The following is a 24,194-nucleotide window of genomic DNA, read 5'->3' as shown; positions in this document are numbered from 1 at the left end:
TCAGGCCGCCTCCGGCGTTTCCGAAAGGCCCCGCCGCCGCAGCAGTGCGTCCGCTTCCGGCTCCCGCCCACGGAACGCCACATAGGCCTCTTCCGGATCGCGCGAGCCGCCGGACGAATAGATGTCGTCATGCAGGCGTTTGGCGGTCGCGGGATCGAAGATATTGCCGGCCTCCTCGAAAGCGCCGAACGCGTCGGCGTCCATCACCTCGGACCACATGTAGCTGTAATAGCCCGCGGCGTAATGATCGCCGGAGAAGATATGGCCAAATTGCTGCGGACGGTGGCGCATCGAAATTTCCGCTGGCATGCCGATTTTCGCAAGCTCGTCGCGTTCGAAACCGCGCACATCTGCGCTCGCGGACGCCGGCTGGCTATGGAATTCGAGGTCCATCAGCGCCGAGGCCACGAATTCGACCGTGGCAAAGCCCTGGTTGAACTTGCGGGCGTTCAGGAAGCGCTTCAACAGGTCGTCCGGCAGCGGCTCGCCGGTCTGGTAATGGCGGGCGAATTCCCGCAGCACCTGCGGCTGTTCCTGCCAGTGCTCGTAGAGTTGCGACGGCAGCTCGACGAAATCGGTAAAGACGCTGGTGCCGGCGAGCGAAGGATAGGTCACGCTCGACAGCATCCCGTGCAGGCCGTGGCCGAATTCGTGGAACAGCGTGCGCGCGTCGTCCGGCGACAATAGCGACGGCTGGCCCTCGGCGCCCTTGGAGAAGTTGCAGACGTTGATTGCGAGCGGCGCAACCTCCCCGTCGAGCTTCTGCTGGTCGCGCAGGGTCGTCATCCAGGCGCCGGATCGCTTGGATGGCCGGGCGAAGTAGTCGCCATAAAACAGCGCCTTGTGCTCGCCGGTGCTGTCCTTGACCTCCCAGACCCGTACGTCCGGATGCCAGACCGGGATATCCTTGCGCTCGGAGAAGCTCAGGCCGAACAGGCGATGGGCACAGTCGAACGCCGCTTCGATCATGTTGTCCAGCGTCAGATAGGGCTTGATCGCGGCGTCGTCGAAATTGGCGCGGCGCTGGCGCAGCTTTTCGGCGTAATGGCGCCAGTCCCACGGAGCCAGCGCGAAATTGCCGCCCTCCTCCACGATCAATTGCTGCAGTTCGTCGCGGTCCTTGAGCGCCTGGGCTCGCGCCGGCTTCCAGACCCGCTCCAGAAGACCCCGGACGGCCGCCGGCGTCTTGGCCATGGAGTCCTCCAGCCGATAGGCCGCGAAGGTCGGGTAACCGAGAAGTTTTGCGCTTTCCGCGCGCAGCGCCAGGATCTCGACGATGATCGCGTTGTTGTCGTTGGCATTGCCGTTGTCGCCGCGGGCGACGAAAGCCTTGTAGACCCTCTCGCGCAGGTCGCGGCGGGTCGAGGTTTTCAGGAAGGGTTCGACGGAGGACCGCGACAGCGTCACGATGGCCTTGCCCGACATTCCGCGCTCTTCCGCTGCGGCGCTGGCGGCCGCGATGAAGCTGTCCGAAAGGCCCTCGCGATCGGCCTCGCCCAGTTCCAGAAGCCATTCCTGTTCGTCGGCGAGCAGATGATGGCTGAAGGTCGTGCCCAGATGAGCCAGCCGTTCGTTGATCTCGGCCATCCGCGCCTTGGCCGTCTCATCGAGGCCGGCGCCGGCGCGGTGATAACGGGTATAGGTACGCTCCAGCAGCCGCAGCTGCTCTCCCGTCAAATGGAGGCTGGCGCGATTGCCGTGCAGCAGGGCGATACGGCCGAACAGCACGGCATTCATCATGATCGGGTTCCAGTGTCGCGCCATCCGCAGCGACACCTCCTTGTCGATCTCGAGCAGCGCCGGGTTGGAATGTGCCGACACCAGGTCGTAGAAGACAGCCGAAACCCTGGTGAGCAGCTTGCCCGAGCGCTCAAGCGCGGTGATCGTGTTGGCAAAGTCGGGCTCCGAGGGATCATGGGTGATCGCAGCGATCTCGGCCGCATGATCGGCAAACGCCTGCTCGAAGGCCGGGAGGAAGTGTTCAGGCAAAAGCTCGGCGAATGGCGGCGTCTCGAACGGCGTCTGCCAGGCCTTAAGCAGCGGGTTGGACTGGTCGGGTGTGCTGGTCGTCATTTGCGGGGTCTCCGACATGGCAATTCCCGTATGTCCCTCTCCTGCGGGGCAGCCTATATCATGCGATGGCCTTTTTTGGGGCCTTTTACGCTTGATAGGGCCGCTCTTTTCATAGAGATTGCGACCCAGAAACAGGATGTTGCCCATGAGTTCACAAACCTCGCCGACCCGCTCCCGCCAGATCGTCTGGCCCAGCGTCGTCACCGTGATCAGTGCGGCGATTCTGATCGGCGCGGAAGTGTTCGGCGCGGCGTTCGCCGGCGGCTGGGCGATCGCGATCCTGCTCGGCTTCGACGACACCGGCGCGCACATCCTGCAGGCCGTGCTGTTTGCGATCGGCGTCCTCATCATGGCCGCCTTCATCCGTGCAGCCCAGCGCGTCGAGCCGTTCACGCGGCGCGCCTAGCGCCTCTGCTGCAGGGCTCGCGCTGCCCGTCGCGTCGAACCATTACACCTCGTTAAGCAAACTTAACGCCTGTTCATTTTTCCGCGCGGCTCTCGTGCGTCGAGCGCGGTCTCGTAAGTACGTGTTAGGGAATTTTTCCCGCAGGCTAAAAAAATTCTTGCGAAGCAGACTCAAAAAGATTATTTGCGGAATTGCCCAATTTCGCACGTGCCTGTGGTCGTGTGTCAGTCGGTAGGTATCCGGACAAGAGGCCGGACAGCCGCCAAGGGATGAAAAAGACCGAGGGTCGCTCAAGCTGGATGCTTGAAGGCCAGCACCTCTCTCAAGAGGTGCCGTTGAAGGTCTCTTCGCTCCTTGCAACCGTGACTGGCAGCCGGAGGCGAACCGGCGCACCTCGCTCTCAACGGGGGACGCGACTTAAAGCAACGACGGATCGGGCTTTTTTGGTCTCTGCCGGCTTTCCACCAGCCGGCGCGAATACCGAAGAGGCTTGTCCTTCATTGCCAGGTGAGCGGGCGGGATCCTTCCCAACCAATCCACGGCAGCACAGTCGGTTCGAGTTTTTTGGCCTCGTCGCGCCTCCATCGCGCGAACGTGGCCGAAGCGCTCTTATCCGAGATCATTTTTGAACGGTCCCGTCGCTGGGCCGTTTGGGAGGGTGCCATGACCGAACGCATTCAGGAATTCCTGCGCAACCGCCGCAACGAGGGCCAGGACGTCGAGCCCTGCCTCGTCGTCGACCTCGAAGTGGTGCGCGACAACTATCAGAGCTTCGCCAGGGCGCTGCCGGACAGCCGCGTCTTCTATGCAGTGAAGGCCAACCCGGCGCCGGAAGTGTTGTCGCTTCTGGCCTCGCTGGGCTCGTGCTTCGACTGCGCCTCGGTGGCCGAGATCGAGTTGACGCTGGCCGCCGGAGCGCCGGCCGAGCGGATTTCATACGGCAACACGATCAAGAAAGAGCGTGACATCGCGCGCGCCTTCGCGCTCGGGATTCGCCTCTTTGCCGCCGATTGCACCGCCGAGGTCGAGAAGATCGCCCGCGCCGCCCCCGGCGCCAAGGTGTTCTGCCGCATCCTGTACGATTGCGCAGGCGCCGAATGGCCGCTGTCGCGCAAATTCGGCTGCGATCCGGAAATGGCGGTGGAGGTGCTCGACCTCGCCAAGCGCTCGGGCCTGGAGCCCTGTGGAATCTCGTTCCATGTCGGCTCCCAGCAGCGCAAGGTCAAGGCGTGGGACCGCGCCCTGGCAATGGCCTCGACCGTGTTCCGCGACTGCGCCGAGCGGGGAATCAACCTCTCCATGGTCAACATGGGCGGCGGTTTCCCCACCAAGTACCTCACGGATGTGCCTCCGGTCGTGCAATACGGCCGGTCGATCTTCCGTGCGCTGCGCAAGCATTTCGGCAACCAGATCCCGGAGACGATCATCGAGCCGGGCCGCGGCATGGTCGGCAATGCCGGCATCATCGAGACCGAAGTCGTTCTGATCTCCAAGAAGAGCGACGAGGACGATGTGCGCTGGGTGTATCTGGATATCGGCAAGTTCGGCGGTCTCGCCGAGACCATGGACGAGTCGATCCGTTACGCGATCAGGACGCCGCATGACGGCGCGGAGATGACGCCGTGCGTGCTCGCAGGTCCGACCTGCGATTCCGCCGACGTGCTGTACGAGAAGATGCCGTACCCGCTCCCGGTAACGCTCGAGATCGGCGACAAGGTGCTGATCGAGGGCACCGGCGCGTATACGTCGACCTACTCGTCGGTAGCCTTCAACGGCTTCCCGCCGCTGCGGACCTATCACATCTGATCCAGCCTCGCTGAAGGCTTTATGTCGTCGGGAGCCCGTCCGCGGGCTCCCTCTCCATCACCTTTCGGATTTGCTGACGCGCCCTTTGGCCTCGCCGCCATCGGAGCCGGGGAATGACGTGCCATGATCAAATTGCGGAAGACCCTCTTTGTCCTGTCGGCCGACGCGGCTGCGTTCTCGATCCGCGCCGAGCGTGTCGGCGATGTGCCTGCTCGCGAAGCGCTGCTCGATGCCTGTTTCGGTACCACCCGTGCTTCGCGGACCTGCCAGCGGCTGCGCGACGGATACGCGCCGGCCGAGGGGCTTTCGCTTTCGGCCGTGCGGGGCGATAAATTGGTGGGCACGTTGCGATTGTGGCATGTCAGCGCTGGCGAGGTGCCGGCCCTGGTGCTGGGCCCGCTCGCGGTCGATCCGACATGCCGCCGGCTCGGGATCGGCGCCGCGCTGATCAACCGCGCCTTGGCCGCCGCCAAAGCGCTCGGCCATCGCGCGGTGATCCTGCTTGGTGATGCGCCCTACTACGCCCGTTTCGGCTTCTCGGCAGAGAGGGCAAGCCTGTTGACGCTTCCCGGCCCGTTTGAACGCCAGCGCCTGCTCGGCCTCGAGCTCTCCGAGGGCGCGCTCGCGGGCGCCTCCGGCATGATTGTCGCCACTGGCGCATCGTTGCCGACGGCGAGAGCAGCCCGCGGCAAGAAGGCGCCGCGCGCCGTGCCTTGCGCGGCTTGATCAGGGCTCGCCGCCGTGCCGGAGACCATCCACACCACGCGTGATTTGGCGCGCCTGCGCAATCGCCGCGTCGTTGCCACGATCCTCCTGATTGCCCTGAGCGTCATGGTCGTGCGGGACCTGCTGGTTCGCCGATGGGGTCCCGGCCGCGCCGCCGCCCCCGACGTGACACGACGTTCGTCCTGATATAGCGAAGAATTGCGCGGATCGGCCAACAGCCCGCAAACCGCGCAAGGTGCCAGAATCGAGGTTTTAGATGCCCCGCCGTCTCATTTCCACCGGCTCGCCCTTTGAAAAGACCGCCGGCTACAGCCGCGCCGTGATCGACGGCGATTTCGCCTTCCTCGCCGGTACCACCGGTTACGACTATGCCACCATGACCATGCCGATCGATGTCACGAGCCAGACACGAAACTGCTTCAAGACCATCGAGGCCACGCTGAAGGAGGCCGGTTTCGCCTTGGCCGACGTCGTCCGCGCAACCTATTATATCGTCGATGTGGCCGACGCCGATGCGGTGCTCGCGGTCTGCGGCGAGAGGCTTTCAGAGATCAGGCCGGCCGCGACGCTCTTGGTGGTTGCGGCGCTTTTCAAGCCCGACATGAAGGTCGAGATCGAAGTCACCGCCAAGCGACGGACCGCCTGATCCCTCCTCCTGTTTCCTATCTTTTCACTCTTCCTGTTCCGGAGACCCTTACGATGAGCCCGTCCGATCGTCAGATTCATGCGAAAATTTCCGGCCCCATTGTCATGATCGGGTTCGGCTCGATCGGCAAGGGCACGCTGCCCCTGATCGAGCGGCATTTCGAATACGACAAATCCCGCTTCGTCATCATCGATCCGCACGAGGAAGGCGAGCTCGCCAAAAAGCACGGGGTCCGCTTCATCAGGCAAGCCGTCACCCGCGACAACTACCGCAACCTCCTGGTGCCGCTCCTGACCGCCGGCGGCGGCCAGGGCTTTTGCGTCAACCTGTCGGTCGACACCTCGTCGGTCGACATCATGACGCTGTGCCGCGAAATCGGCGCGCTTTACATCGACACCGTCGTGGAGCCGTGGCTCGGCTTCTATTTCGACAAGAGCAAAGGCTCCGAAAAGCGCTCCAATTACGCGCTGCGCGAAACCCTGCTCGCGGCCAAGCACAAGAGCCCGGGCGGCCCGACCGCCGTCTCCACCTGCGGGGCCAATCCCGGCATGGTGTCGTGGTTCGTCAAAAAGGCCCTGACCGATATCGCGCGCGATACCAAAACGCCGTTCAACGAGCCGAAAAGCCGGGAAGGCTGGGGCAGGCTGGCGCAGAAGCTCGGCGTCAAGGGCATTCATATCGCCGAACGCGATACGCAGCGCTCGAAACGACCGAAACCGATGAACGTGTTCGTCAACACCTGGTCGGTGGAAGGCTTCGTTTCCGAAGGCATGCAGCCGGCCGAGCTCGGCTGGGGTACCCACGAATCCTGGATGCCGCACAATGGCCGCACCCATAATTACGGCTGCGGTGCCGCGATCTATCTGGAGCAGCCCGGCGCCAACACCCGCGTGCGCTCCTGGTGTCCGACGCCGGGCGCCCAATACGGCTTTCTCGTCACCCACAATGAATCGATCTCGATTGCCGATTATTTCACCGTCCGCGAAGGCAGCACGGTGCTCTACCGCCCGACCTGTCACTACGCCTACCATCCCGCCAACGACGCGGTGTTGTCGCTGCACGAGATGTTCGGCGCCACCGGCAAGATGCAGCCGAAGTGGCACATCCTGGACGAGAATGAAATCGAGGACGGGATCGACGAGCTTGGGGTGCTGCTCTATGGACACCCCAAAAACGCCTACTGGTACGGATCGCAGCTGTCGATCGAGGAAACGCGGGCAATCGCGCCCTACCAGAACGCCACTGGCCTGCAGGTGACCTCGGCGGTGCTCGCCGGAATGGTCTGGGCGCTGGAAAATCCGATGGCCGGGATCGTCGAGGCCGATGAGCTGGATTTCCGGCGTTGCCTCGAAATCCAGCTTCCGTATCTCGGCCCGGTGAAGGGCTTTTACACCGACTGGACGCCGCTTTCGGATCGGCCCGGCCTTTTCCCGGAAGATATCGACACATCCGACCCCTGGCAGTTCCGCAACGTGCTGGTGCGGTGACGCCGCCACAGAACGTCGTACGACGTTTCCTGATCGTCATGGCCATCCACGTCTTTCCCCGCGGTGACGGTGGGGTGGGATTGCGCAACTAACGTCTATTATACTTTGCCCAAAAGCGGCGTCCCGCTGCTCAGCAGTGAAATATCGTGATGCCACGAGGAGACGTTGCCAAGCGAGCTGCATCTGTGGCTTCTTGAGTTTCAACGAGGCCCATTGAGCCCTTCGCGAAGGAAGCAAGATGATGCCAGGACCATCGACGAGGAACCTGCGTCAGCTACCTGACGTCTTCTCATTAAAGCGGTTACTTCAATCTGTGGCTATGCTTGACGCAATTATCTGCCCTAGGTGGGAGTATCGTCGCTACTCCTTCAACTCCAATTGGGCCACGGGAGAAATGATGGGCTCGATGCGAAATGGTCAAGGCGATGACTTTTTTGCAGCGTTTAATTGTCATGGCGCCTTCATCAAAGGTTTTGACCACGAGTCGCCAGCAGCTTCATTACAGGTACCGAGTGAACAGTTCTATCGCTATCTGCCTCACCAGTTCGCGGCTTTTAGCCGCGAGCCTGCGTTCTCTCCACAGTCGGTCACATTTTGCATGTGGCGCCTTTCTGAGGAGTCAGCATGGTCCAGTGCGAATATTACCCTGCCCGAATCCGAAGACAGCGATGGTTCAGCGCATCTGCTTGAAATACTTGATTGCCTGCCCGAAACGTACCTTCGCCGGGCGACTGAATACTATGGAAGCGAAGTGTCTCCACAGGCCGTAATCGCTTTGTACGAGCATCGCGCACTGACTGAAGGAATATTGGTTTCTCTCAATCCAAAGTGCAGTCTTACTTCACTCCGCGATGATATTGCCGAGATCGGCTATCCAACTTGAAAAACTCGCCGACGACGCTGCTTCAGGTCATTCTCGACTGAGCCCTCCGGTCTTTCCGCTTTGCCTTAACAGCGACCTGTGCCAGTCCGCTGAACGCGAGCCACGCGGCTCGCCCCACTGAAAAGCGAACCGGACCTTGGTCACGACCACGCGCGTGTGGTCGTGTTGCCGTCACTCGGGTGAGAGATAAGCATGCGCGCCCGGAATGACGGTCTTTATTTCTTCAGATAATCGAACGCCACGGTCCCCAGCCCGAGCGTGAGGTCGGCCTTGAAGTGCAACGCCGAAACGACCTCGCGCACGGGCAGCCTTGCGACATCGGCGAGCGCGTGCGGGAACAGGCCGAGCGCCGCCGGACCGGTCCAGGCCTCCTTCAACGTAATTTCCTCGAGATGAAACCGCACCAGCTCGCAGATCCGCGTGCTGCCATCGATGTCCGGAATGATCTTGAGGATGAAATTCGGCGCCTTCATCCCCTTCAATACGGTGTCGTGGTCCACGGGCCGGTGCTTGTAGCCCATGGTGGCGGAGGCACAGAGCACCGAGCCGTAATGCAGCGTGCCGACCAGCACGTCGCTCTCGACTTCGATCTTCGGCCTCGCCAGCTTCTTGGGAAAGCCCCACAGCTCGCGGCCGCCCGCAATCGGCGCATCGTCGTCGAGATACATCGCATGCGTATAGGCGCCCTCCTCGCCCTTCAGCCGGACCGGGATCACCTGTCCGGTTTCGGTGTAGTCGCCGAACCCCGTCGAATCCGGCATACGGATGAATTCGTATTTGACGACCGGCTCGGTGACTTCAAGCGGCTCCGGCACGACGGCGGCAAGTGCTTCGGGATCGGTGCGGTAGGTGATGATGAAATATTCGCGGTTGAAGAATCGATACGGCCCCGGCGGAAACGAGGGGCTGGTCAGCGGCATCGAATAGGCGGTTCGCCTGACGTCGTCGATTTTCATGCTTGACCCCTTTTCTCTGTGTCCATGCAGCGACGGAGTATGGGGCAGCAAGGTGACGCAAGCGAGACCGGGAAATCGGCAAGCCTGTCCGTCATTGCAGAAGACCGCCAGGATCGGTCCCAGAAGTGACGACTGAAATGAGGCAAGGTATCAGGTTATTTCTGCTGAAGCGGCGGCGCGACTTTCTCGGCTGGCGCTGGCGGCAATGCCGGTTTCACGGCTTGGCCCTTCGTCTGCAGATCGGGGTGAGCCGGTTCGGGCGCCGGGGTCGTCGGGCGCTCACCGCCGGGCTTCGATTCCGCGGGCCTGTCCGAGGCAGTGGAAGGCGAGGATTGCAGGGGCTGGGTTGCCTGGGCCAGATCAACCTTCGCGTTCGCGATTTTGAACAGCGAAACTCCCGACAAAACCAGGCCGCTCACCACCAACAGGGCGGCAACAAGTAAATCCCTGGCCAGGGCAGGCTTCCGGTGATCCGAAAACATCATGGTCCGCTCGCTGATGTGGCAACGGCATCAACGATCGTTGCCACGCATGGTTCCCTGGGGAACTGGAAACGCGCGTCTCCAGAGCTGTGGCGATGTCAAAAAGGCGCGCGAGTGGCGGCGCGCTTCACAACTTCAGCAGTCCGGCATCGCCGGCCTCGTCGGAAAAGGCGAGCAACGTGCCGCTGGCGTTCCATCCAAGTGCGGAGATTGGAACGTCGTTGTTGCGGCGAACCAGGATTTCCGCGCCATCGCTGATCCGCACCATCAGAACGGTGCCGTTACCATAACCCGCCGCGAGGATCTCCTGCCTCGGATGACAGGCAACCGCGGTGACGCGCGCCTGCAGCGGCGCCAGCATCGCGGGCTCTTTGCCCATCGGTCCGTCCTTACCGGCAAACGGCCACAGGATGACCGTGTCGGCACCGGAGGTTGCCAGCGCCTTGCCGCCAGTGCTCCACGACATCGACCGCACACGGCCGGGATAGCCGGTCATGCGCATGTGCCTGTTATCGGCAAGCCGCCAGCCGTGCAGCGCGGGCTCATGCATGGCCGTCACCAGGAATTTGTTGTCGGGGCTGAAGGTGACGGACAGGTGCGAACCGGCCCAGGCGAGAAATTCAGCAGTGGCGGCCATGTTGGGAAACCACAACGTCACACCGTTATAGTGAGCGACCGCCAGGCGAAGCCCCTTCGGGGCAAACGCGAGGCCGCCGACCGTCGAAGGCGCTTCGAGCGACTTCTCCTCGTTCTTGCCAGTGCGCACAAAAGCCATCTTGCCCACCGACCAGGCCACGGCGCCATCCCCATGCAGCGCGACGTTGTCGATCCAGCGGCGCTTCGGATCGGTCGCGAGCACGGTGACCTCACCCTTGCCGTCGAACGCGACGACCTTGCCGTCGTCGCCGCCCGTCACAAGGCGCGTGCCGTCGGACACGGCGCACAGGATGCCGCCGCCGTGAACGGGAACGGTGGAGATCTGCCCTTCCGCGCTTTCGAAAAAGACATTTTCCTCGGCCCCGACGAAAATCGCATCATCGCCGAGAAAGTGAACGGATGAAACCGCCGCACCGATCCGAACCGCGCGCACCTTGTCGGTCACGGAAATGATGGAGGCGGATTCGCCTGATTCGAAGCTCGTCATCACCCGGTGATACAGCTCTCAAAACCCTCGCGGATCGCCTGCTCGGGCAATTCGCGGCCGATGAAGACGACGCGGCTTTCGCGCGTTTCGCCTTCCTTCCAGGGCCGCTGATGATCGCCTTCCAGCATCATGTGAACGCCCTGAAAGACATAACGGTCGTTGTCGTCGCTGAAGGCAAGGATTCCCTTGGAACGCAGGATGTTCTGGCCTTCGCTGGCAACCAGGTTCTGCAACCACGGCATGAATTTGGCAGGATCGAGCGGCCTTTCGGACCGCAGCGACAGCGACTGCATTTCCTCGTCGTGGTAGTGCTTCAGGCCGCCATGGTCGTGGGCATGGTGATGATCGTGGCCGTGATCGTGGTCGTGATCATGATGGTCGTGGCCATCGCCGGCTTCGAGGAATTCCGGCTCGATCTCCAGAATGCGATCGAGATCGAACGCGCCACGCTCCAGAACATCGGAAAGCGCGACCTTGCAACGCTCGGTACGATGAAGTTTTGCGTAGGGGTTGATGGCCCTGATCCGCGCTTCGACTTCGGCAAGTTCTGCCCTCGAGACGAGATCGGTCTTGTTGAGCACGATGACGTCGGCAAACGCGATCTGGTTCTTGGCCTCCGGCGCATCCTTCAAACGATCGCTCAACCACTTCGCGTCGGCCACGGTGACGACGGCGTCGAGGCGAGCGTTCCTCTGCACGTCCTCGTCGACAAAAAAGGTCTGCGCCACCGGCGCCGGATCGGCAAGCCCGGTGGTCTCGACGATGATGGCGTCGAATTTCCCCTTGCGCTTCATCAGACCGTCGAGAATGCGAACGAGATCGCCGCGAACAGTGCAGCAGACGCAGCCATTGTTCATCTCGAAAACTTCCTCGTCGGCGCCGATGATGAGGTCGTTGTCGATGCCGATCTCGCCGAATTCATTGACGATGACGGCGTATTTCTTGCCGTGGTTTTCCGAAAGGATGCGGTTGAGAAGGGTGGTCTTGCCGGCGCCGAGATAGCCCGTCAGCACGGTCACGGGAATTTTTTGAGACGTCGATTCTGACATGATTGCTCCGGAAGCGGTATTTTGCGGCGCCGGCAGCAGGAGTGGCCCCCTGCGCTATTTGGTAGTGGAGTGGATTTGACATTCGCTTCCCACCAAATCCGAGTTCGCATAGCGAATGTCAAATCCAAAACTCCACTACAAGCCTATATTTGCTGGTGTCCCGTCGGTTCTGACATTCGTAAACGAACCCGCCGCAATGCGATACGAATGTCAGAACCGGGACACTAGCGCGCTGGTCAGCGCCTTTATATTGTGCCTGACCATGTCAATGTAAGTGGGGGCATCGCCCTTTTCATCGGTCAGGCTGTCGGAATAGAGGGTCCCGCCGATTTTTGCGCCGGTCTCGGCCGCGATCCGACGAATCAACCGGGGGTCGCTCATTCTCTCCAGGAACACGGCAGGGATCTTTTCAGCCCTGATCTGGGTGACGATCCCGGCGATGTCCTTCGCACTGGCCTCGGACTCGGTGGAAACGCCGATCGGCGCGATGAATTGGATGCCGTAGGCGGATGCAAAATAGCCGAAGGCATCGTGGGTGGAGATCACCTTGCGGCGGTTCGGGGGGATCTGTGCCACCGCCTCGCGCACCTCACGGTCCAGAGCATCGAGTTTCGCAAGATAACTTTGCGCGTTTTTGCGAAAACTCTCGGCATCGGCCGGGTCGGCGGCGATCAGCGCATCGCGGATATTGACGACATAGCTTTTCGCATTGGCGACCGATTGCCAGGCGTGCGGGTCGGCTTCGGAACCGAGCTTGAGCGGCGCGATGCCTTTGGTTGCGGTGACGATCGGCACCCTCGCGCTTGACACCTGCAACAGCCGCGGCAACCAACCTTCGAGACCAAATCCGTTGATGATGACCAGGTTCGCATCAGTGATCTTGCGGGCGTCCCCCGGTGCCGGCGTATAGACATGCACGTCGCCATCGGCGCCGACGAGGGTCGTCACCTCGACACGATCGCTGCCGACATTTTTCACGAAGTCGCCAAGGATGGAAAAGCTCGCAACGACCTTCAGTGGCGCCTGCGCATGCGCGGGGGCCGCTATGGGAAGCAGCAGGTAGGCCAGGCAAAGGCCACATACAATCAATCGTCGCCGGATCATTGCTCCGGCAGTCCCGCAACGGCGGTGGGCTCCCTCTCCCACGCAACCGGGGTTTACCCCGGTTGCGCATTGTAAATTGCGCAACTCGGGCAAGCCACGACTTGCAATGGGAGAGGGTTGGGGTGAGGGGTCGCGGCGTATCGAAGGAGCAAAACCCCTCAAGCGGATCGCGCCTCTGATGCTTCGCATCGACGCCGCGACGTAGCCGAAGCGTTGCTTCGGCGTTTTTCTTAAGAACGGCCGCCACCGGCGGCCTATGCCTCTCCCACAAGGGGAGAGGTGACACGATGCGTCTGGAAGCTCAAAAATCATGAACCCCTCAGGCTTCAAGGTGACGGCCGGGGAACATCTGCCTGACCAGACCGCGGACATTGCCGAACAAGACCGAGCCGATGTAAAGCGCAGTCGCCACCAGAATGATCGCCGGCCCCGAGGGAATCCTGGTCTGGAACGACAGCACCAGGCCGGCGTAGCCCGCAATGATGGCGCTCACCACCGCGATGCAGATCATGCCGGTGATGTCGCGCGACCAGAACCGCGCAGTGCCCGCGGGCAATATCATCAATCCTACCGCGAGCAGCGTGCCGAGCGCCTGAAAGCCGTTGACGAGATTGACGACGACGAGTGCGAGAAACACCAGATGCGCCGGCGCCCCGGCGCGGCTCACGGTGCGCAGGAAGACGGGATCGACGCTTTCGATCACCAGCGGTCGGTAGATCACCGCCAGAACAATGAGCGTGATGGTGGCGTTGAAGGCAACGACCAGGAGCGTCGGATCATCCATCGCAAGGATATTGCCGAACAATACGTGCAAGAGATCGATATTGGTGCCCCGGATCGAAACGATCGTCACCCCGAGCGCGAGTGAAGCGAGATAGAACGTAGCGAGCGAGGCATCTTCCTTCAGATCGGTGGTGCGGGCCACCACGCCCGCCAGGATCGCTACCGTGAAGCCCGCGATCAGTCCACCGGCGGTCATCGCGAACAGGTTGAGGCCAGACAGCAGGAAGCCGATCGCCGCACCCGGCAAGACGGCGTGTGCCATCGCGTCGCCGACCAGGCTCATCCGCCGCAGCATCAGGAACACGCCGATCGGAGCGCCGCCGAGCGCCAGCGCGATCACGGCGGCGAGCGCCCGGCGCATGAATTCGTATTCGACGAAGGGAGCAATCAGCGTGTCGTAGAGCATCGATCACGCCGCCTGCGAAGGAGCGTCCTCAACGACGCAGGCCGTGGCGCTGTCGTCAAAGGCTTCGCACATCCGCCGCGCCTGCGCGAGGTTTTCCGCGGTCAGCACCTCGGCGGTCGGGCCCCAGGCGACCTCTCCCCGCGCCAGCAGCAGGGTTTCAGGGAAATTGGCGCGCACGAGCTCCATGTCGTGCAGCGCCGCCAGCACGGTACGCTGCTCCGCGTGCCAGCGTTTGACCAATGCGAGCAGGTCGGCCGAGGTTTTTGCATCGACGGCGTTGAAGGGCTCATCGAGCACGATCACGCGGGCGTCCTGCAACAACACCCGTGCAAACAGCATGCGCTGCATCTGTCCGCCCGACAGCGTGCCGATGGTGCGGCTCTCGAAGCCGCTGAGGCCGACGCTGGCAAATGCAAGCTCGATCCGTTTGCGCGCCTCCTTGCCGATGCCGCCGAAAACTCCGGTTTGCCGCCAAAGCCCGGTGCCGACGAAATCGAAAACCGAAATCGGAAAGCTGCGGTCGATCTCCGCCGTCTGCGGCAGATAGGCGATATCCCGGAAATCGAGATCGCCCGTCACGATCCTCCCCGAGAGCGGCTTGAGGATGCCGACGATGCCGCGAAACAGGGTCGACTTGCCCGCACCATTGGGACCGACGACGGCGAGCAGCGCGCCGGGCGCAACCTCGCCATTGAGGTGATGCACCGCCGGATGGCGGTCGTAGCCGAGCGTGACATCACGGAATTGCAGTCCGGCCGCCATGCTCACCTCATTGCGAGCCATACAATGGCCCAGAGAGCGACGCTGACCCCGGCCGCGGCCGCAAGGCGGGCGATCACCGTCATGCGCAGGATTGACCAGGATACCGCTTGCGCCGGGTGCGGCGAGGCCGGCCCGTGGCTATGTGCATGGGTGTGGCCCTGGACGTGGGGATGCCCGTGATCCTGGCTGTGGGCGCTGGAATGGGAAGGGGACGGCATCTGATAGTGTTACATTATAACATTACCAAAGTCTACCGGAGCTCCGGCCGTCTTTCCGAGCGAAACTGCCGCCGGTGCTGCCGCAGGCACGTCTCTGCCGGGAAACGGTGGCGCCGGCAAAAAAGGCGGCAGCTCGAGCGCTGCCACCCTTTTGCATTCAACAGTGGGTCGGTTCAGGCCTTCGAGAACAGCTCGTCGACGTAGTCCCAGTTCACCAGATGATCGACAAACGCCTTCAGGTAGTCCGGGCGGCGATTGCGATAATCGATGTAATAGGAGTGCTCCCAGACGTCGACGCCGAGGATTGGCGTTGAGCCGTGCACCAGCGGGTTCTCGCCGTTGGGGGTCTTGGAAACTTCGAGCTTGCCGTTCTTCACCGACAACCAGGCCCAGCCCGAACCGAACTGGCCGGCGCCGGCGGCGGTGAAATCGGCCTTGAATTTTTCGAGACCGCCGAGGTCCTCGTTGATCTTCTTTTCGAGGCGGCCCGGCAGTTTGGTGCCGCCGCCATTGGGCTTCATCCATTTCCAGAAATGGATGTGGTTATAGTGCTGGCCGGCATTGTTAAAGAGCGGCGCATTCTTGCCGAACGAGCCCTTGACGATCTCCTCCAGGGACTTGCCTTCGAATTCGGTCCCCTTCAGCAGATTATTGCCATTGGTCACGTAGGCCTGGTGATGCTTGTCGTGATGATATTCCAGCGTTTCCTTGGACATATGGGGCGCCAGCGCGTCATAGGCATAGGGAAGGTTGGGAAGGGTGAAGGTCATGAGGCGATGTCCGAAAATGGTGGGAGACGTGATTTAACGGCACTCCTTATAGAAGGTTCCTTCGTCGTTAGACACTGCAATTTGATGCCAGCAGACGTGCGCGGCCGGCCAAATGCACATGCTGCCGGTAACTTGCCGGGTGTGCATCACGTATGCAGGAGCAATGCGGCGCGAGGCTGATTGAATGAGCATCGAGATCGAAATTCAAAACGGCGACGAATCCTGGTCACTGGCCGAAGGACTATTCAAGAAAGTCTGGCCCGTCGAGGCCGTCAGGGAACTGTCATGGGGCCATATCAGATGGGCCGACGCCGATTTGCGCGTGATGATCGAGGCGCCCGACGGTGGCCTTGCCTGCCATGTCGGCATCTTCTTTCGCAACGTGAACTGGAACGGCCGAAGCGTTCACATCGGAGGCATCGGCGGGGTCGCGACCCGCCCCGATTGCCGACGCCGCGGCTATGCCAGCATCTCGCTCAACGCCGCCATCCAGACCATGCGCGACCACGATGCCGCGCAGTTCGCGCTTCTGTTCTGTGAACCGCACAATTTCGAATTTTATCGGTCGCGCGGCTGGCAGCCGTTCGGTGGTGACATCGATGTCGAGCAGCCGGATTGCAAGATGCGCTTCACCGCAATGTCGCCCTTTGTCCTTGACCTCAAGCGACGGGCGCCGCTGCTGGGCACCATCGACCTGCGCGGCCTGCCGTGGTGAGGCGCTTGCGCGCCACGCTCAGGAGATTCCGAGCATGGCTAAATAACCATATGACATTATGATTATCATATGATATGATGATCATCATCTAACATTATGGTCATCATCTTATCTGCGCGCCAGCGAGCGTTCCGCCGGCCATGATCCCCGGCGAGAGATGCATTGGCCTCCCGCGCGGAAAAAAATTCCATCAAGCAAGCCAAAGCGAATGCAGGACAGCAACGCAAAAATGCGTTGCCAGACTGCAGATACGGCATTGCACAAATTCCATTTGTTGCTAAGGAGGCGCGTTTTCCGAGGGGAAGTTTCCATGTCTTGCAGGTTCGGCCTTGTCGTCGTGACGCTAACGACGTTGTTCGCTGCGGCGCCCGTAACGGCCCAGACGGTCGGACCCGAGGGTGTCTGGCTGACCGAGGCCGGCGACGCCAGGATTCGCGTCAATAAATGCGGCGGGGGGATTTGCGGAGTTGTCATCTGGTTGAAAGAGCCGATCGACCATGCGACCGGAAAGCCTCAGATCGACGACAAGAATCCGAACCCGGCGCTGGCAAAGCGCCCCATCATCGGACTTTCGCTGTTCTCGGGTATGCGCGCGGCGGGGCCGAACAAATGGTCGGGGCGCATCTACAACGCCGATGACGGCAAGACCTATGCGAGCACCATCGCGGTGACGGGTCCGGGTACGCTGAGGGTGGAAGGCTGCGTCGGTGCGTTCTGTGGCGGCGAAAACTGGACGCGGGCTTCGCGCTAAGCGGAGCAGCCTTCAGGCCGTCGCCGCTTTCAACGCGACCGCGGCGGACGCATAGCCGCCCCGCGCACCATCAATGAAGTGCACGTGGTCGCTGCGCATCACCGACGGTGTAAAACACGTCATCATCGCTGCATCCTGCCGGTGCAGGCCATATTTCGCAATTCCCGCCGAAGCTGCTGCGGCAAGGCGCTCGCTCAAGCTCCGCTCGAGTTCTGGCGTGCAATCGAGGACCATTCGCAATCCATCGTCATATTTCCGGAAATCTGAATTCTCCACGACCTGCCGTAGATAGATTTCTGGCGCAAAGCCGCCAACGCTGATGCCGAAGCGGAAGAGAAAAAAGGCAAACAGCGTATACACGAGCACGCTGGCGCGCCGCCGCAACAGCGACCCTCCGCGCTGCGCGCGGGCTTCGAATTCAAATCCCGCCGGCGGCCAGCGAAGCGGGGGACCGCCTGATGGCACCGGCCGGCCCGAGTCCGGACTGCGCTCGACAAGAGTAACGATCTCTTCGATCAGCCTGCGAAAGGCGGATGCATCGGCGCCAGGCGCGGGCATTACCAGCACGGAGAGGATGAGGCCGCGCACGGCAGGCATTTCTTCGAACCGGCACGAGAGCCCGGACAGATCGGGCTGGGTGCCCGGCGACGCCATTTCCACGGCGAATTCCCCGCGCTTCATCGCCGCTTCGGCCCAGCCGAGCCCGCCACCCGAAAACATCGCATAGGAGAGATTTGGCGAGGGTCCGAAGCGGGCGACACGGACGTCAAGGCCCTGGGTCCGTATCGCTGCGACGGGCACCAGCGCGACCCGCATCACGAGGTCGAGATCTTCCTTGACCCAGGCAGCTGTTGCCGCCAGCGCCTCGCGGGCGCGCTCGAGATCATCCGGCGCCACCGCAAAACTGGCGCCATCGCCGCCGAACACGAACGGAAATTCGCGCCCTTCGAGCGCGTTGGTGACGGCCGCGATGACCGAGGCTCCGGCCATGTTGACCGCCTTGTAGCGCGCTTGCGCGATCGCCTTTGTCGATTCGACGATGTCGGCGACACCGATGCTCCAGTCGCCTGGCAGCGGCGCATATAGCGCGGGGTCCATCAGACGCGAGAAACCGCGAAACACCGGAATGGTGCCGTAGAACTTCTCGCTGCCGTTGACCGTGGTCATCGCTGCGCAATCGTCTGATTTTTCAAAAATCGCCAACAGATACGGCCGAACTCGAAGTTCGGTTTCGAAAAAACCGGTCGCCGGCAATGGATCGGATCACGATGAAAGCCGGATGGAACGACCCTATCGTGTCGGTTGGCGGATTAGAAGGCGCCGATCGCAGCAATGGTCGGATGCTCGATGACGCCAGCGTTGATGGCCGAATGCGTGTTGATTGAACGCCTTTTATAGCGGCCTCGGCCTGACCAGGCGTTAAGCAGCACGTTTAAGGCCGCCTCTAATGCGGCGAATTTGAAGTTCCTGTCGGTATCGCGGCAAGTTCGTGACAGGAACTTGAAATTCAAAGCCGCTACTCAAATCAATAAGCTACCAGAGCTCCTTTGATTCCGAAGTTCGCATCAGAGGTCGCCGCGACAGCTTGCGAACTTCGGAATCGGAGCTCTAACCACGGTCACGAATGCCGGAACGAAATCCACGCCGTCAATTGACGTGAACGACGAGCCTCTCTTCCGTGAAGAACTGGAGGGCTCCATAACCCTCCATATCGACGGCGTAACGAAACTTGCCGTCCTCGGTCGGGAAGACGGCGATGACGACACCGTCTTCATGGTCGGCCGCTTTTTCAACCCTTTCGCCGATCGCAAACTTGGCCATAGCGAACCCCCTCGAAAGATCTTTGACGGCAATTATCCCTCCGATTTAGTTAACGCATCTTAAGCAAACCTCGCGTCGCGCGGTTGCATATTGCCGTGGTAAAATTTTGCTAGCTGACGCCGTAAGCCCTCGCAAACACGCATGAATTTTGCCTCTATCATGACAATGCGTGCGCTGCAGGCCTCATCCCTGCAATCTCTGCGTGCGCGCGCGACCCCTGCTGCTGACGAGCACGGAGAGCGCCACCAATGTGTCGTTCGATCCTTGGTTCGATCCTTGGCTGCCTTGCGATTTCGCCAAAAGCATCACGGCTGGCGTTGCGCGTTCCGCTGGCGCTCAACAACGACCCTCCCGTCCGCAACGTTGCGAATCGGGCGAGTTGATCAAAATAGTGGCGGCAACCGAAGTTCGCGCACGCCAGACTGAGGCTCGGTCCAACAATTGGTCGATGTGGTGGCCGGCCAGATGCCGAACGCTGGCGCAAGGGTGCGGAGGTGCCGGGACGGAAGAAAGAGTGAGGCAAGCGGATTTTTTCGGGATGGTCTGCAGGAACGGGCGGCGCTATCCTGCTTATATTGTCATCGGTCCGTCGGTTTGAGTTGATATCGAGGTCCAATGATCAGGCGCAGGGAACCCTGGAATAGCCAGCCCGCCATCGGCAAGTCGGCGCACATCCTTGAACGGACGGGGCTGGCGCTCACCGGCGCCGCGTGCGGCTTGTTTGTTGCCGCGCATGTCGGGCGCGCCGACATCGACCTGATCGGTTCGGCGGGCATGGTGCTGGCGATGATGCTTTACGGGGCTGCCGGGTTCTATCTCGGGATCGACCTGCCGCAGATCCCTCCCGATCACCACATGCGCCTGCCGCTGCGTCATGGACTTGGTACCCGGGCGGACGCCGTCATGCTGATGAGCGCGGCCGGCACTTTCCTCGCTTCGGTCGCGGCCTTCGTTTCGGTCTCCAGCATCGTGCTGGACGAAACAGCCCCCGCCAGCGCCGCTATCCTGATCTCCGTCAGTTGGGCAATCGGCGCCACCATGCAGATCGCCGCCGGGATTGTCGCCCGGATCAAGGCCGAGGCCTCCGAAAAACTGTAAAGAGAAAAATGATGCCCAAGAGCCGCGCTCGCAGCCAATCGGGCGAGACGTGTCGGTTGACCCTGATCAAGCCTTCAGTGCTTTTTTCGGCTAACCTGCAATTCAAGCCCCTTGGGCAACCGGCCTGGAGACCGAAAGATGCGTGCCAACCAGATCATGACGCCGCAGGTGATTACGGTTGGCGCCGAGACAACCATCATCGAGGCCATCCACCTGATGTTGCAGCATCATATCGGCGGCCTGCCCGTGTTGGATGCAACCGGCGCGCTGATCGGCATTGTTTCGCAAGGAGACTTCATCCGGCGGGCCGAGATCGGGACCCAGCACAAGCGGGGCCGGTGGTTATCCTTCCTCGCAGGTCCGGACCGGCGGGCGACCGATTTCGCCCGCGAGCATGGCCGCAAGGTCGCCGATATCATGACGCCGAATCCGCTCACCGTGACCGAAGACACGCCGCTGGATGAGGTCGTGCAGATCATGGAAACCCACAACATCAAGCGCGTTCCGGTGATGCACGGCAACCGATTGGTCGGAATGCTGACCCGAAAGGACTTTCTTCCTGCCGTCGCCAACCTTGCCCACAACGCTGCGGGCCCGTCTGCCGATGACGATCATATTCGCAGCGAAGTCATGGCCGCCTTGAGGCGAGCATCATGGCGGCCCTGCCCATTCAACGTCACCGTCAGCGACGGAATCGTAACCCTCAGTGGCGTGGTCAGAAAGAAGAGTGCGCGCAAGGCCGCGATCGTCGCGGTGGAAAATGTCGCGGGGGTGCGGAAAGTGCGCGACTATCTGTCGGTAGCGCCCATTCACCCGCCCGCGGAGGAGGATTTTGGCGGGGGCGACTTCGTCTCGGTCGAGGAGCAACCCTCGACCGCGGATGACGAGCCGCTTTGAGAATTAGATCATGATGCGATTGAGTGGAATCGCGTGGTGATCTCATCCCTTTGTTTGAGCATGATCTCCGCGCAAACGCGTTCTGCGTTTGTTAGCTAAGGGAAACCGGTTTCCACTTTGCGCTAACGCGGCCCTCCGGGTCCGGATCATGCTCTAAACCGCACGGACAGTCTTGAGCGAAACCGGATGCGTTTTCTGACCCTATGCGTCGCAACGGCGCTGGCGCTGTTCGCTGGAAATGCCGTGAGCCTTGCGCAGAACATCGAAAACGGCCAGCGCCTGTCGGAGCGGTGGTGCGTCGGATGTCACGCCATCGGTGCGCCCACGCCCAAAACCAGCCGCATCGTTTCCTTTGCATCGATTGCGGAACGGCCGGACATCACGTCCGAGATCATCGCCTCGTTCCTGCTGATGCCGCACGCCACGATGCCGAACTTGCCGCTCAGCCGCAACGACGCACAGGACATTGCGGCGTTCATCATGAAGATGAAGAAGCAGCCACAGCCAAACTAGTGGTCAATGTCAGCTACACGCGGCGCCGCGAAAGTCCAGCGGAGCGGAACCGCGCCTTCTGAGCGCCGGACACGGCTCAGGTGAAACCGCAGCAGCCGTTGCGCACCGTCGATCGCGGCGACCTCCAGGCCCCCCCAGACAATTTCGGCCTCGGCGGCGATCTCGAGGGTAGTCCCGCTGCCAAAATCGAGGAACAGCAAGCCGCAGCGCGGCTCGAGCAGCAGATTGCCCAGCGTATTGAAGGCGAAGTTGCCGACGAAATCGGGCACGGTCAGCGTGCGCGCGTCGTCGATGCGGACGAATCCGGGCGCGCCGCCGCGATGGGAGGCGTCGACGCCGCGGCTCGGATTGTCGCGAGTGCGACCGAAGGCGCTGGCGATGAAGAAGGTGTCGGCAGCCGCGACGATCGCCTGCTCGATATTGCCGAGCGCATTGCTTTCGCTGACGAGCGGCGTCGGCGAGTGCCGCGACGTCGCCCATTCGCGGACCGTAATATATTTCGGGCAATTGCCGTAAGCCTGGACGATCTCGATCTCGATCGCGTCATCGCGAATTGCCGAGACAATGCCGTTGAGGCGATTGCGTCGGCGCGTCGAGAGGTCGATCCCGAGGATGCCGACATCGGCACCGCTGACGAGCCCCGTGATCGTCGGCATCGTCGAGCGGAAATCGATGGAGATCGTCAGCGCCTTCGGATGAGGCGACGAAACGAAACCGGGTTTGCCACTGACGATCGATGCCGCGGGCGAACCTCCGGCGTTGAGCGTTCCCAGCACTAGGAACGGAAGGCGAGCGTAGAAATCGCGGTGCTCGTCCGGAAGAAAGTCGCGAATGAGGCGGCGCCCGCCGTCTTCGACGCGTTCACGCACTCCGAGCAGTTGCTGGATCGCGCGCTCGCCCGGATGAAAGGGGGAGACGGCATGGGGCCAGGTCGTCATGGCGCGCTCGCGGATGCGGTGAGCCGTTCCATCCAGGCAAGGAGATCGCGAACCACCTCGGCGCGGTTCGTCTCATCGAACATATTATGCCTGCCGCCGGCGTAGAATTTGCAAGTGACTTGCGCGAGGCCCGCTCGCCGATAGGCATTGACGAGTTGTTGCAGACTTTTCGCATTGTCGCTGACGGGATCTCGATCTCCGGCCAGAACATAAATCGGCAGCTCTTTTGGAATGCGTCTTTGGCGTTCGGGGTCGGCGATCGGTCCCAACGCGTCCAGCATGTCGATCCACAGCTGTGCCGAGGGGAGGAAGCCGCAAAGCGGGTCGGCGATATACCTGTCGACTTCGGCAGAATCCCGGGAGAGCCAGTCATAAGGCGTGCGTACCGGCCGGAACTGGCAGCTATAGGGAGCGAAGGCGATCGTACGCATCAACCCGCTCTTGCCTCTTGCGCCGAGGCGGAGCCGCTCCAACCGGGCGATGAGCCGCGCAACTGCGACCAGGGCGTTCGGCGGCCGGCCGATCCGGAAAGCACGACCCCGGCGAGTGCAGCGCCATGGCGGGTGATGAAATCCTGCGCCAGAAACGAGCCCATGGAATGGCCGATCAGGATCACCGGGCGACCGCGATGATCGGCGCTCACCTGCTGGTGAAGACGCCAGAGATCGCCGACGCATTTGTTCCAGCCGTCGCGCTCGGCGAAAAAACCTTGATCGCCTGGCCCGGTCGCCGTTCGTCCGTGGCCGCGATGATCGTTGGCATAGACCGCGTAGCCATTGGCCGTCAGCATCGTGGCGAGGCGATGATAGCGTCCGGCATGCTCGGCGAGGCCGTGGGCGATCTGCACCACGGCCTTGGGCGGCGCGGAAGGAAGCCAACGATAGACAAGGAGCCGCGCGCCATCCTCACCCGCCACGGCGAAGGTTGTCGGCTGCGTTTGCCGGCCGTCGATCTCGGCGATAGAGGTGCCGGCGGCGGAATGACTATTCACCGCCCACGCTCACGACCCGAAGCTTCAGTGCACCGCCCTGGCGCACATAGATGGCCGCGTAGTGCAGCGGCAGGGGCTGGGTGCCCCCGCCCGACTTGAGCGCGCCATGTCCCACATCCCAAGCGCCATCGCCGATGGTGCCGATGTGGTCGACGCTCGCCTCGAGCGTGAGATCGCCGTCGCGGAAACCCTGCCTGAACATCGCCTCGATATCGCTACGGCCCGTGGCAACCTTGCCGGCGGGGTCGACGAAAATGCCGTTCTCGGCAAAGAGCGCGCCGAGGGCGGCGGCATCCCGATGATTGAAGGCATCGAGATAGCGCACGTGCATGGCTTCAATCTCTCGTCGCAGAACCGAGCGGTCTTCCGCGTGGCCAGGGGCGATCGCCAACAGCAAAACCGCGCAAGCAAGGATCAAGGTTTGGCGCCAGGCGCGCGCGACAAGAGAGGTCATATCGCGCTCACGAAGCAGCGCAGCGCGGCGTCTCGGATGCCGCACGATCGCTCACCGCAGGGTGCAGTGTCGATCACGGCGTCGTTGGCTTCGACAAGCCAGAGCCCGGCAACGCCGCGATCCTCACCACGGCCAGTCCGCGCGTCCCGAAATTCGAGCCTTGCATCCCAGCCTCTTCCTAACGCTGCAGCATCCGATCCGTAGACGATGGTCATCGTGGTTCCCGCGGCACCCTGCTCCGCCTTACGCTAGCACCAGCCGCCGTGATAGAAAGAACAGACTTTCGACAATCATTGTGAGGATTTACGACAATGG

Annotated in this window: 30 protein-coding genes; 12 read left to right on the top strand and 18 right to left on the bottom strand. The window is 61.9% G+C overall.

Annotated features, from left to right (window positions below; genetic code table 11):
- Complete coding sequence (locus VNX23_RS07740) at positions 1–2,091, bottom strand: M3 family metallopeptidase (RefSeq protein WP_325628725.1); 2,091 nt, start codon at positions 2,089–2,091, stop codon at positions 1–3.
- 127 nt (positions 2,092–2,218) lie between these two features.
- Between VNX23_RS07740 and VNX23_RS07735 the strand changes: the two genes are divergently transcribed.
- The 7 genes from VNX23_RS07735 to VNX23_RS07705 all read left to right on the top strand — a co-directional run bounded on the left by VNX23_RS07735 (position 2,219) and on the right by VNX23_RS07705 (position 8,027).
- Positions 2,219–2,479, top strand: coding sequence for a hypothetical protein (locus VNX23_RS07735; protein ID WP_325628723.1), 261 nt, complete (start codon positions 2,219–2,221; stop codon positions 2,477–2,479).
- A gap of 663 nt (positions 2,480–3,142) precedes the next feature.
- Entirely contained in the window at positions 3,143–4,285 is a 1,143-nt protein-coding gene (locus tag VNX23_RS07730) for a type III PLP-dependent enzyme (protein ID WP_325628774.1), read from the top strand.
- Between the two features lie 123 nt (positions 4,286–4,408).
- Positions 4,409–5,011: an N-acetyltransferase gene (locus VNX23_RS07725; protein WP_325628721.1), complete on the top strand. Its 603-nt coding sequence runs from the start codon at positions 4,409–4,411 to the stop codon at positions 5,009–5,011.
- A gap of 15 nt (positions 5,012–5,026) precedes the next feature.
- Positions 5,027–5,197 (top strand): hypothetical protein, encoded by a 171-nt coding sequence (locus VNX23_RS07720; RefSeq protein ID WP_325628719.1) that lies wholly within the window; start codon positions 5,027–5,029, stop codon positions 5,195–5,197.
- 70 nt (positions 5,198–5,267) lie between these two features.
- Positions 5,268–5,657 (top strand): RidA family protein, encoded by a 390-nt coding sequence (locus VNX23_RS07715; RefSeq protein WP_325628717.1) that lies wholly within the window; start codon positions 5,268–5,270, stop codon positions 5,655–5,657.
- Positions 5,658–5,710: 53 nt separating this feature from the next.
- On the top strand, positions 5,711–7,144 hold the full coding sequence (locus VNX23_RS07710) for a homospermidine synthase (RefSeq protein WP_325628715.1): 1,434 nt from the start codon (positions 5,711–5,713) through the stop codon (positions 7,142–7,144).
- A 397-nt stretch (positions 7,145–7,541) separates the two neighbouring features.
- On the top strand, positions 7,542–8,027 hold the full coding sequence (locus VNX23_RS07705; protein ID WP_325628713.1) for a hypothetical protein: 486 nt from the start codon (positions 7,542–7,544) through the stop codon (positions 8,025–8,027).
- Positions 8,028–8,242: 215 nt separating this feature from the next.
- On the opposite strand, the gene VNX23_RS07700 is transcribed toward VNX23_RS07705, so the two are convergent.
- The 9 genes from VNX23_RS07700 to VNX23_RS07660 all read right to left on the bottom strand — a co-directional run bounded on the left by VNX23_RS07700 (position 8,243) and on the right by VNX23_RS07660 (position 15,701).
- The gene (locus VNX23_RS07700) at positions 8,243–8,983 is read right to left on the bottom strand and encodes an acetoacetate decarboxylase (RefSeq protein WP_325628711.1); all 741 of its coding nucleotides are present in this window, start codon (positions 8,981–8,983) and stop codon (positions 8,243–8,245) included.
- Positions 8,984–9,138: 155 nt separating this feature from the next.
- Positions 9,139–9,468 carry a hypothetical protein gene (locus tag VNX23_RS07695; RefSeq protein WP_325628709.1) on the bottom strand — a complete coding sequence of 110 codons (330 nt, stop codon included), beginning with the start codon at positions 9,466–9,468 and terminating at the stop codon, positions 9,139–9,141.
- Between the two features lie 124 nt (positions 9,469–9,592).
- On the bottom strand, positions 9,593–10,609 hold the full coding sequence (locus tag VNX23_RS07690; RefSeq protein WP_325628707.1) for a WD40 repeat domain-containing protein: 1,017 nt from the start codon (positions 10,607–10,609) through the stop codon (positions 9,593–9,595).
- The gene (locus VNX23_RS07685; RefSeq protein ID WP_325628705.1) at positions 10,609–11,658 is read right to left on the bottom strand and encodes a GTP-binding protein; all 1,050 of its coding nucleotides are present in this window, start codon (positions 11,656–11,658) and stop codon (positions 10,609–10,611) included. Before VNX23_RS07685 ends, VNX23_RS07690 begins: the two co-directional genes overlap by 1 nt.
- Positions 11,659–11,868: 210 nt before the next feature.
- Positions 11,869–12,762 carry a metal ABC transporter substrate-binding protein gene (locus VNX23_RS07680; RefSeq protein WP_325628703.1) on the bottom strand — a complete coding sequence of 298 codons (894 nt, stop codon included), beginning with the start codon at positions 12,760–12,762 and terminating at the stop codon, positions 11,869–11,871.
- A gap of 319 nt (positions 12,763–13,081) precedes the next feature.
- A complete protein-coding gene (locus VNX23_RS07675; protein ID WP_325628701.1) occupies positions 13,082–13,951 on the bottom strand; it encodes a metal ABC transporter permease in 870 nt (289 codons plus the stop codon).
- Between the two features lie 3 nt (positions 13,952–13,954).
- Positions 13,955–14,713, bottom strand: a complete 759-nt coding sequence (locus VNX23_RS07670) for an ABC transporter ATP-binding protein (RefSeq protein WP_325628699.1) — start codon at positions 14,711–14,713, stop codon at positions 13,955–13,957.
- A 2-nt stretch (positions 14,714–14,715) separates the two neighbouring features.
- Positions 14,716–14,931, bottom strand: coding sequence for a hypothetical protein (locus tag VNX23_RS07665; RefSeq protein ID WP_325628698.1), 216 nt, complete (start codon positions 14,929–14,931; stop codon positions 14,716–14,718).
- 173 nt (positions 14,932–15,104) lie between these two features.
- Positions 15,105–15,701 (bottom strand): superoxide dismutase, encoded by a 597-nt coding sequence (locus VNX23_RS07660; protein WP_325628696.1) that lies wholly within the window; start codon positions 15,699–15,701, stop codon positions 15,105–15,107.
- Positions 15,702–15,885: 184 nt separating this feature from the next.
- Between VNX23_RS07660 and VNX23_RS07655 the strand changes: the two genes are divergently transcribed.
- Both VNX23_RS07655 and VNX23_RS07650 read left to right on the top strand, forming a co-directional pair.
- Positions 15,886–16,416 (top strand): GNAT family N-acetyltransferase, encoded by a 531-nt coding sequence (locus tag VNX23_RS07655; protein WP_325628694.1) that lies wholly within the window; start codon positions 15,886–15,888, stop codon positions 16,414–16,416.
- Positions 16,417–16,726: 310 nt separating this feature from the next.
- Positions 16,727–17,167, top strand: a complete 441-nt coding sequence (locus VNX23_RS07650) for a DUF2147 domain-containing protein (RefSeq protein ID WP_325628692.1) — start codon at positions 16,727–16,729, stop codon at positions 17,165–17,167.
- A gap of 12 nt (positions 17,168–17,179) precedes the next feature.
- Here VNX23_RS07650 and VNX23_RS07645 read toward each other — a convergent pair whose 3' ends face one another.
- The 3 genes from VNX23_RS07645 to VNX23_RS07635 all read right to left on the bottom strand — a co-directional run bounded on the left by VNX23_RS07645 (position 17,180) and on the right by VNX23_RS07635 (position 18,988).
- A complete protein-coding gene (locus VNX23_RS07645; RefSeq protein WP_325628690.1) occupies positions 17,180–18,334 on the bottom strand; it encodes a DUF3095 domain-containing protein in 1,155 nt (384 codons plus the stop codon).
- A gap of 143 nt (positions 18,335–18,477) precedes the next feature.
- Positions 18,478–18,678: a hypothetical protein gene (locus VNX23_RS07640; protein WP_325628688.1), complete on the bottom strand. Its 201-nt coding sequence runs from the start codon at positions 18,676–18,678 to the stop codon at positions 18,478–18,480.
- 136 nt (positions 18,679–18,814) lie between these two features.
- Positions 18,815–18,988 carry a hypothetical protein gene (locus tag VNX23_RS07635; RefSeq protein ID WP_325628686.1) on the bottom strand — a complete coding sequence of 58 codons (174 nt, stop codon included), beginning with the start codon at positions 18,986–18,988 and terminating at the stop codon, positions 18,815–18,817.
- Positions 18,989–19,603: 615 nt separating this feature from the next.
- Here VNX23_RS07635 and VNX23_RS07630 point away from each other — a divergent pair.
- From VNX23_RS07630 to VNX23_RS07620, 3 genes are all read left to right on the top strand, one after another.
- The gene (locus VNX23_RS07630) at positions 19,604–20,086 is read left to right on the top strand and encodes a hypothetical protein (protein WP_325628684.1); all 483 of its coding nucleotides are present in this window, start codon (positions 19,604–19,606) and stop codon (positions 20,084–20,086) included.
- Between the two features lie 138 nt (positions 20,087–20,224).
- Complete coding sequence (locus tag VNX23_RS07625; protein WP_325628682.1) at positions 20,225–20,983, top strand: CBS domain-containing protein; 759 nt, start codon at positions 20,225–20,227, stop codon at positions 20,981–20,983.
- 186 nt (positions 20,984–21,169) lie between these two features.
- Positions 21,170–21,496 carry a c-type cytochrome gene (locus tag VNX23_RS07620; RefSeq protein WP_325628681.1) on the top strand — a complete coding sequence of 109 codons (327 nt, stop codon included), beginning with the start codon at positions 21,170–21,172 and terminating at the stop codon, positions 21,494–21,496.
- On the opposite strand, the gene VNX23_RS07615 is transcribed toward VNX23_RS07620, so the two are convergent.
- The 5 genes from VNX23_RS07615 to VNX23_RS07595 are packed head-to-tail and all read right to left on the bottom strand — an operon-like array spanning position 21,493 to position 24,094.
- On the bottom strand, positions 21,493–22,434 hold the full coding sequence (locus VNX23_RS07615) for a pyridoxamine 5'-phosphate oxidase family protein (protein ID WP_325628679.1): 942 nt from the start codon (positions 22,432–22,434) through the stop codon (positions 21,493–21,495). The two genes, VNX23_RS07620 and VNX23_RS07615, sit on opposite strands and share 4 nt — an antisense overlap.
- Positions 22,431–22,865 (bottom strand): alpha/beta hydrolase, encoded by a 435-nt coding sequence (locus tag VNX23_RS07610; protein ID WP_325628677.1) that lies wholly within the window; start codon positions 22,863–22,865, stop codon positions 22,431–22,433. Before VNX23_RS07610 ends, VNX23_RS07615 begins: the two co-directional genes overlap by 4 nt.
- Positions 22,865–23,425 (bottom strand): alpha/beta hydrolase, encoded by a 561-nt coding sequence (locus tag VNX23_RS07605; RefSeq protein ID WP_325628675.1) that lies wholly within the window; start codon positions 23,423–23,425, stop codon positions 22,865–22,867. Before VNX23_RS07605 ends, VNX23_RS07610 begins: the two co-directional genes overlap by 1 nt.
- Entirely contained in the window at positions 23,418–23,879 is a 462-nt protein-coding gene (locus tag VNX23_RS07600; protein WP_325628673.1) for a nuclear transport factor 2 family protein, read from the bottom strand. Before VNX23_RS07600 ends, VNX23_RS07605 begins: the two co-directional genes overlap by 8 nt.
- On the bottom strand, positions 23,876–24,094 hold the full coding sequence (locus tag VNX23_RS07595) for a hypothetical protein (protein ID WP_325628671.1): 219 nt from the start codon (positions 24,092–24,094) through the stop codon (positions 23,876–23,878). Before VNX23_RS07595 ends, VNX23_RS07600 begins: the two co-directional genes overlap by 4 nt.
- Positions 24,095–24,194 lie beyond the last annotated feature (100 nt).

It is taken from the genome of Bradyrhizobium sp. (assembly GCF_035570375.1).
Lineage (GTDB): Bacteria > Pseudomonadota > Alphaproteobacteria > Rhizobiales > Xanthobacteraceae > Bradyrhizobium.
Note: the sequence above shows the minus strand (reverse complement) of the source record. Positions and strands in the feature narration are given on the sequence as shown.

Excerpts from the sequence above, each read along its gene's own strand:
- VNX23_RS07650 (WP_325628692.1), top strand. The coding sequence starts at position 16,727 with ATGTCTTGCAGGTTCGGCCTTGTCGTCGTGACGCTAACGACGTTGTTC.
- VNX23_RS07730 (WP_325628774.1), top strand. The coding sequence starts at position 3,143 with ATGACCGAACGCATTCAGGAATTCCTGCGCAACCGCCGCAACGAGGGC.
- VNX23_RS07735 (WP_325628723.1), top strand. The coding sequence starts at position 2,219 with ATGAGTTCACAAACCTCGCCGACCCGCTCCCGCCAGATCGTCTGGCCC.
- VNX23_RS07615 (WP_325628679.1), bottom strand. The coding sequence starts at position 22,434 with ATGACGACCTGGCCCCATGCCGTCTCCCCCTTTCATCCGGGCGAGCGC.
- VNX23_RS07710 (WP_325628715.1), top strand. The coding sequence starts at position 5,711 with ATGAGCCCGTCCGATCGTCAGATTCATGCGAAAATTTCCGGCCCCATT.
- VNX23_RS07630 (WP_325628684.1), top strand. The coding sequence starts at position 19,604 with ATGATCAGGCGCAGGGAACCCTGGAATAGCCAGCCCGCCATCGGCAAG.
- VNX23_RS07670 (WP_325628699.1), bottom strand. The coding sequence starts at position 14,713 with ATGGCGGCCGGACTGCAATTCCGTGATGTCACGCTCGGCTACGACCGC.
- VNX23_RS07660 (WP_325628696.1), bottom strand. The coding sequence starts at position 15,701 with ATGACCTTCACCCTTCCCAACCTTCCCTATGCCTATGACGCGCTGGCG.
- VNX23_RS07705 (WP_325628713.1), top strand. The coding sequence starts at position 7,542 with ATGGGCTCGATGCGAAATGGTCAAGGCGATGACTTTTTTGCAGCGTTT.
- VNX23_RS07645 (WP_325628690.1), bottom strand. The coding sequence starts at position 18,334 with ATGACCACGGTCAACGGCAGCGAGAAGTTCTACGGCACCATTCCGGTG.
- VNX23_RS07725 (WP_325628721.1), top strand. The coding sequence starts at position 4,409 with ATGATCAAATTGCGGAAGACCCTCTTTGTCCTGTCGGCCGACGCGGCT.
- VNX23_RS07600 (WP_325628673.1), bottom strand. The coding sequence starts at position 23,879 with ATGACCTCTCTTGTCGCGCGCGCCTGGCGCCAAACCTTGATCCTTGCT.
- VNX23_RS07620 (WP_325628681.1), top strand. The coding sequence starts at position 21,170 with ATGCGTTTTCTGACCCTATGCGTCGCAACGGCGCTGGCGCTGTTCGCT.
- VNX23_RS07700 (WP_325628711.1), bottom strand. The coding sequence starts at position 8,983 with ATGAAAATCGACGACGTCAGGCGAACCGCCTATTCGATGCCGCTGACC.
- VNX23_RS07655 (WP_325628694.1), top strand. The coding sequence starts at position 15,886 with ATGAGCATCGAGATCGAAATTCAAAACGGCGACGAATCCTGGTCACTG.
- VNX23_RS07695 (WP_325628709.1), bottom strand. The coding sequence starts at position 9,468 with ATGATGTTTTCGGATCACCGGAAGCCTGCCCTGGCCAGGGATTTACTT.
- VNX23_RS07610 (WP_325628677.1), bottom strand. The coding sequence starts at position 22,865 with ATGCGTACGATCGCCTTCGCTCCCTATAGCTGCCAGTTCCGGCCGGTA.
- VNX23_RS07680 (WP_325628703.1), bottom strand. The coding sequence starts at position 12,762 with ATGATCCGGCGACGATTGATTGTATGTGGCCTTTGCCTGGCCTACCTG.
- VNX23_RS07715 (WP_325628717.1), top strand. The coding sequence starts at position 5,268 with ATGCCCCGCCGTCTCATTTCCACCGGCTCGCCCTTTGAAAAGACCGCC.
- VNX23_RS07675 (WP_325628701.1), bottom strand. The coding sequence starts at position 13,951 with ATGCTCTACGACACGCTGATTGCTCCCTTCGTCGAATACGAATTCATG.
- VNX23_RS07635 (WP_325628686.1), bottom strand. The coding sequence starts at position 18,988 with ATGGCCAAGTTTGCGATCGGCGAAAGGGTTGAAAAAGCGGCCGACCAT.
- VNX23_RS07685 (WP_325628705.1), bottom strand. The coding sequence starts at position 11,658 with ATGTCAGAATCGACGTCTCAAAAAATTCCCGTGACCGTGCTGACGGGC.
- VNX23_RS07625 (WP_325628682.1), top strand. The coding sequence starts at position 20,225 with ATGCGTGCCAACCAGATCATGACGCCGCAGGTGATTACGGTTGGCGCC.
- VNX23_RS07690 (WP_325628707.1), bottom strand. The coding sequence starts at position 10,609 with ATGACGAGCTTCGAATCAGGCGAATCCGCCTCCATCATTTCCGTGACC.
- VNX23_RS07740 (WP_325628725.1), bottom strand. The coding sequence starts at position 2,091 with ATGTCGGAGACCCCGCAAATGACGACCAGCACACCCGACCAGTCCAAC.
- VNX23_RS07665 (WP_325628698.1), bottom strand. The coding sequence starts at position 14,931 with ATGCCGTCCCCTTCCCATTCCAGCGCCCACAGCCAGGATCACGGGCAT.
- VNX23_RS07595 (WP_325628671.1), bottom strand. The coding sequence starts at position 24,094 with ATGACCATCGTCTACGGATCGGATGCTGCAGCGTTAGGAAGAGGCTGG.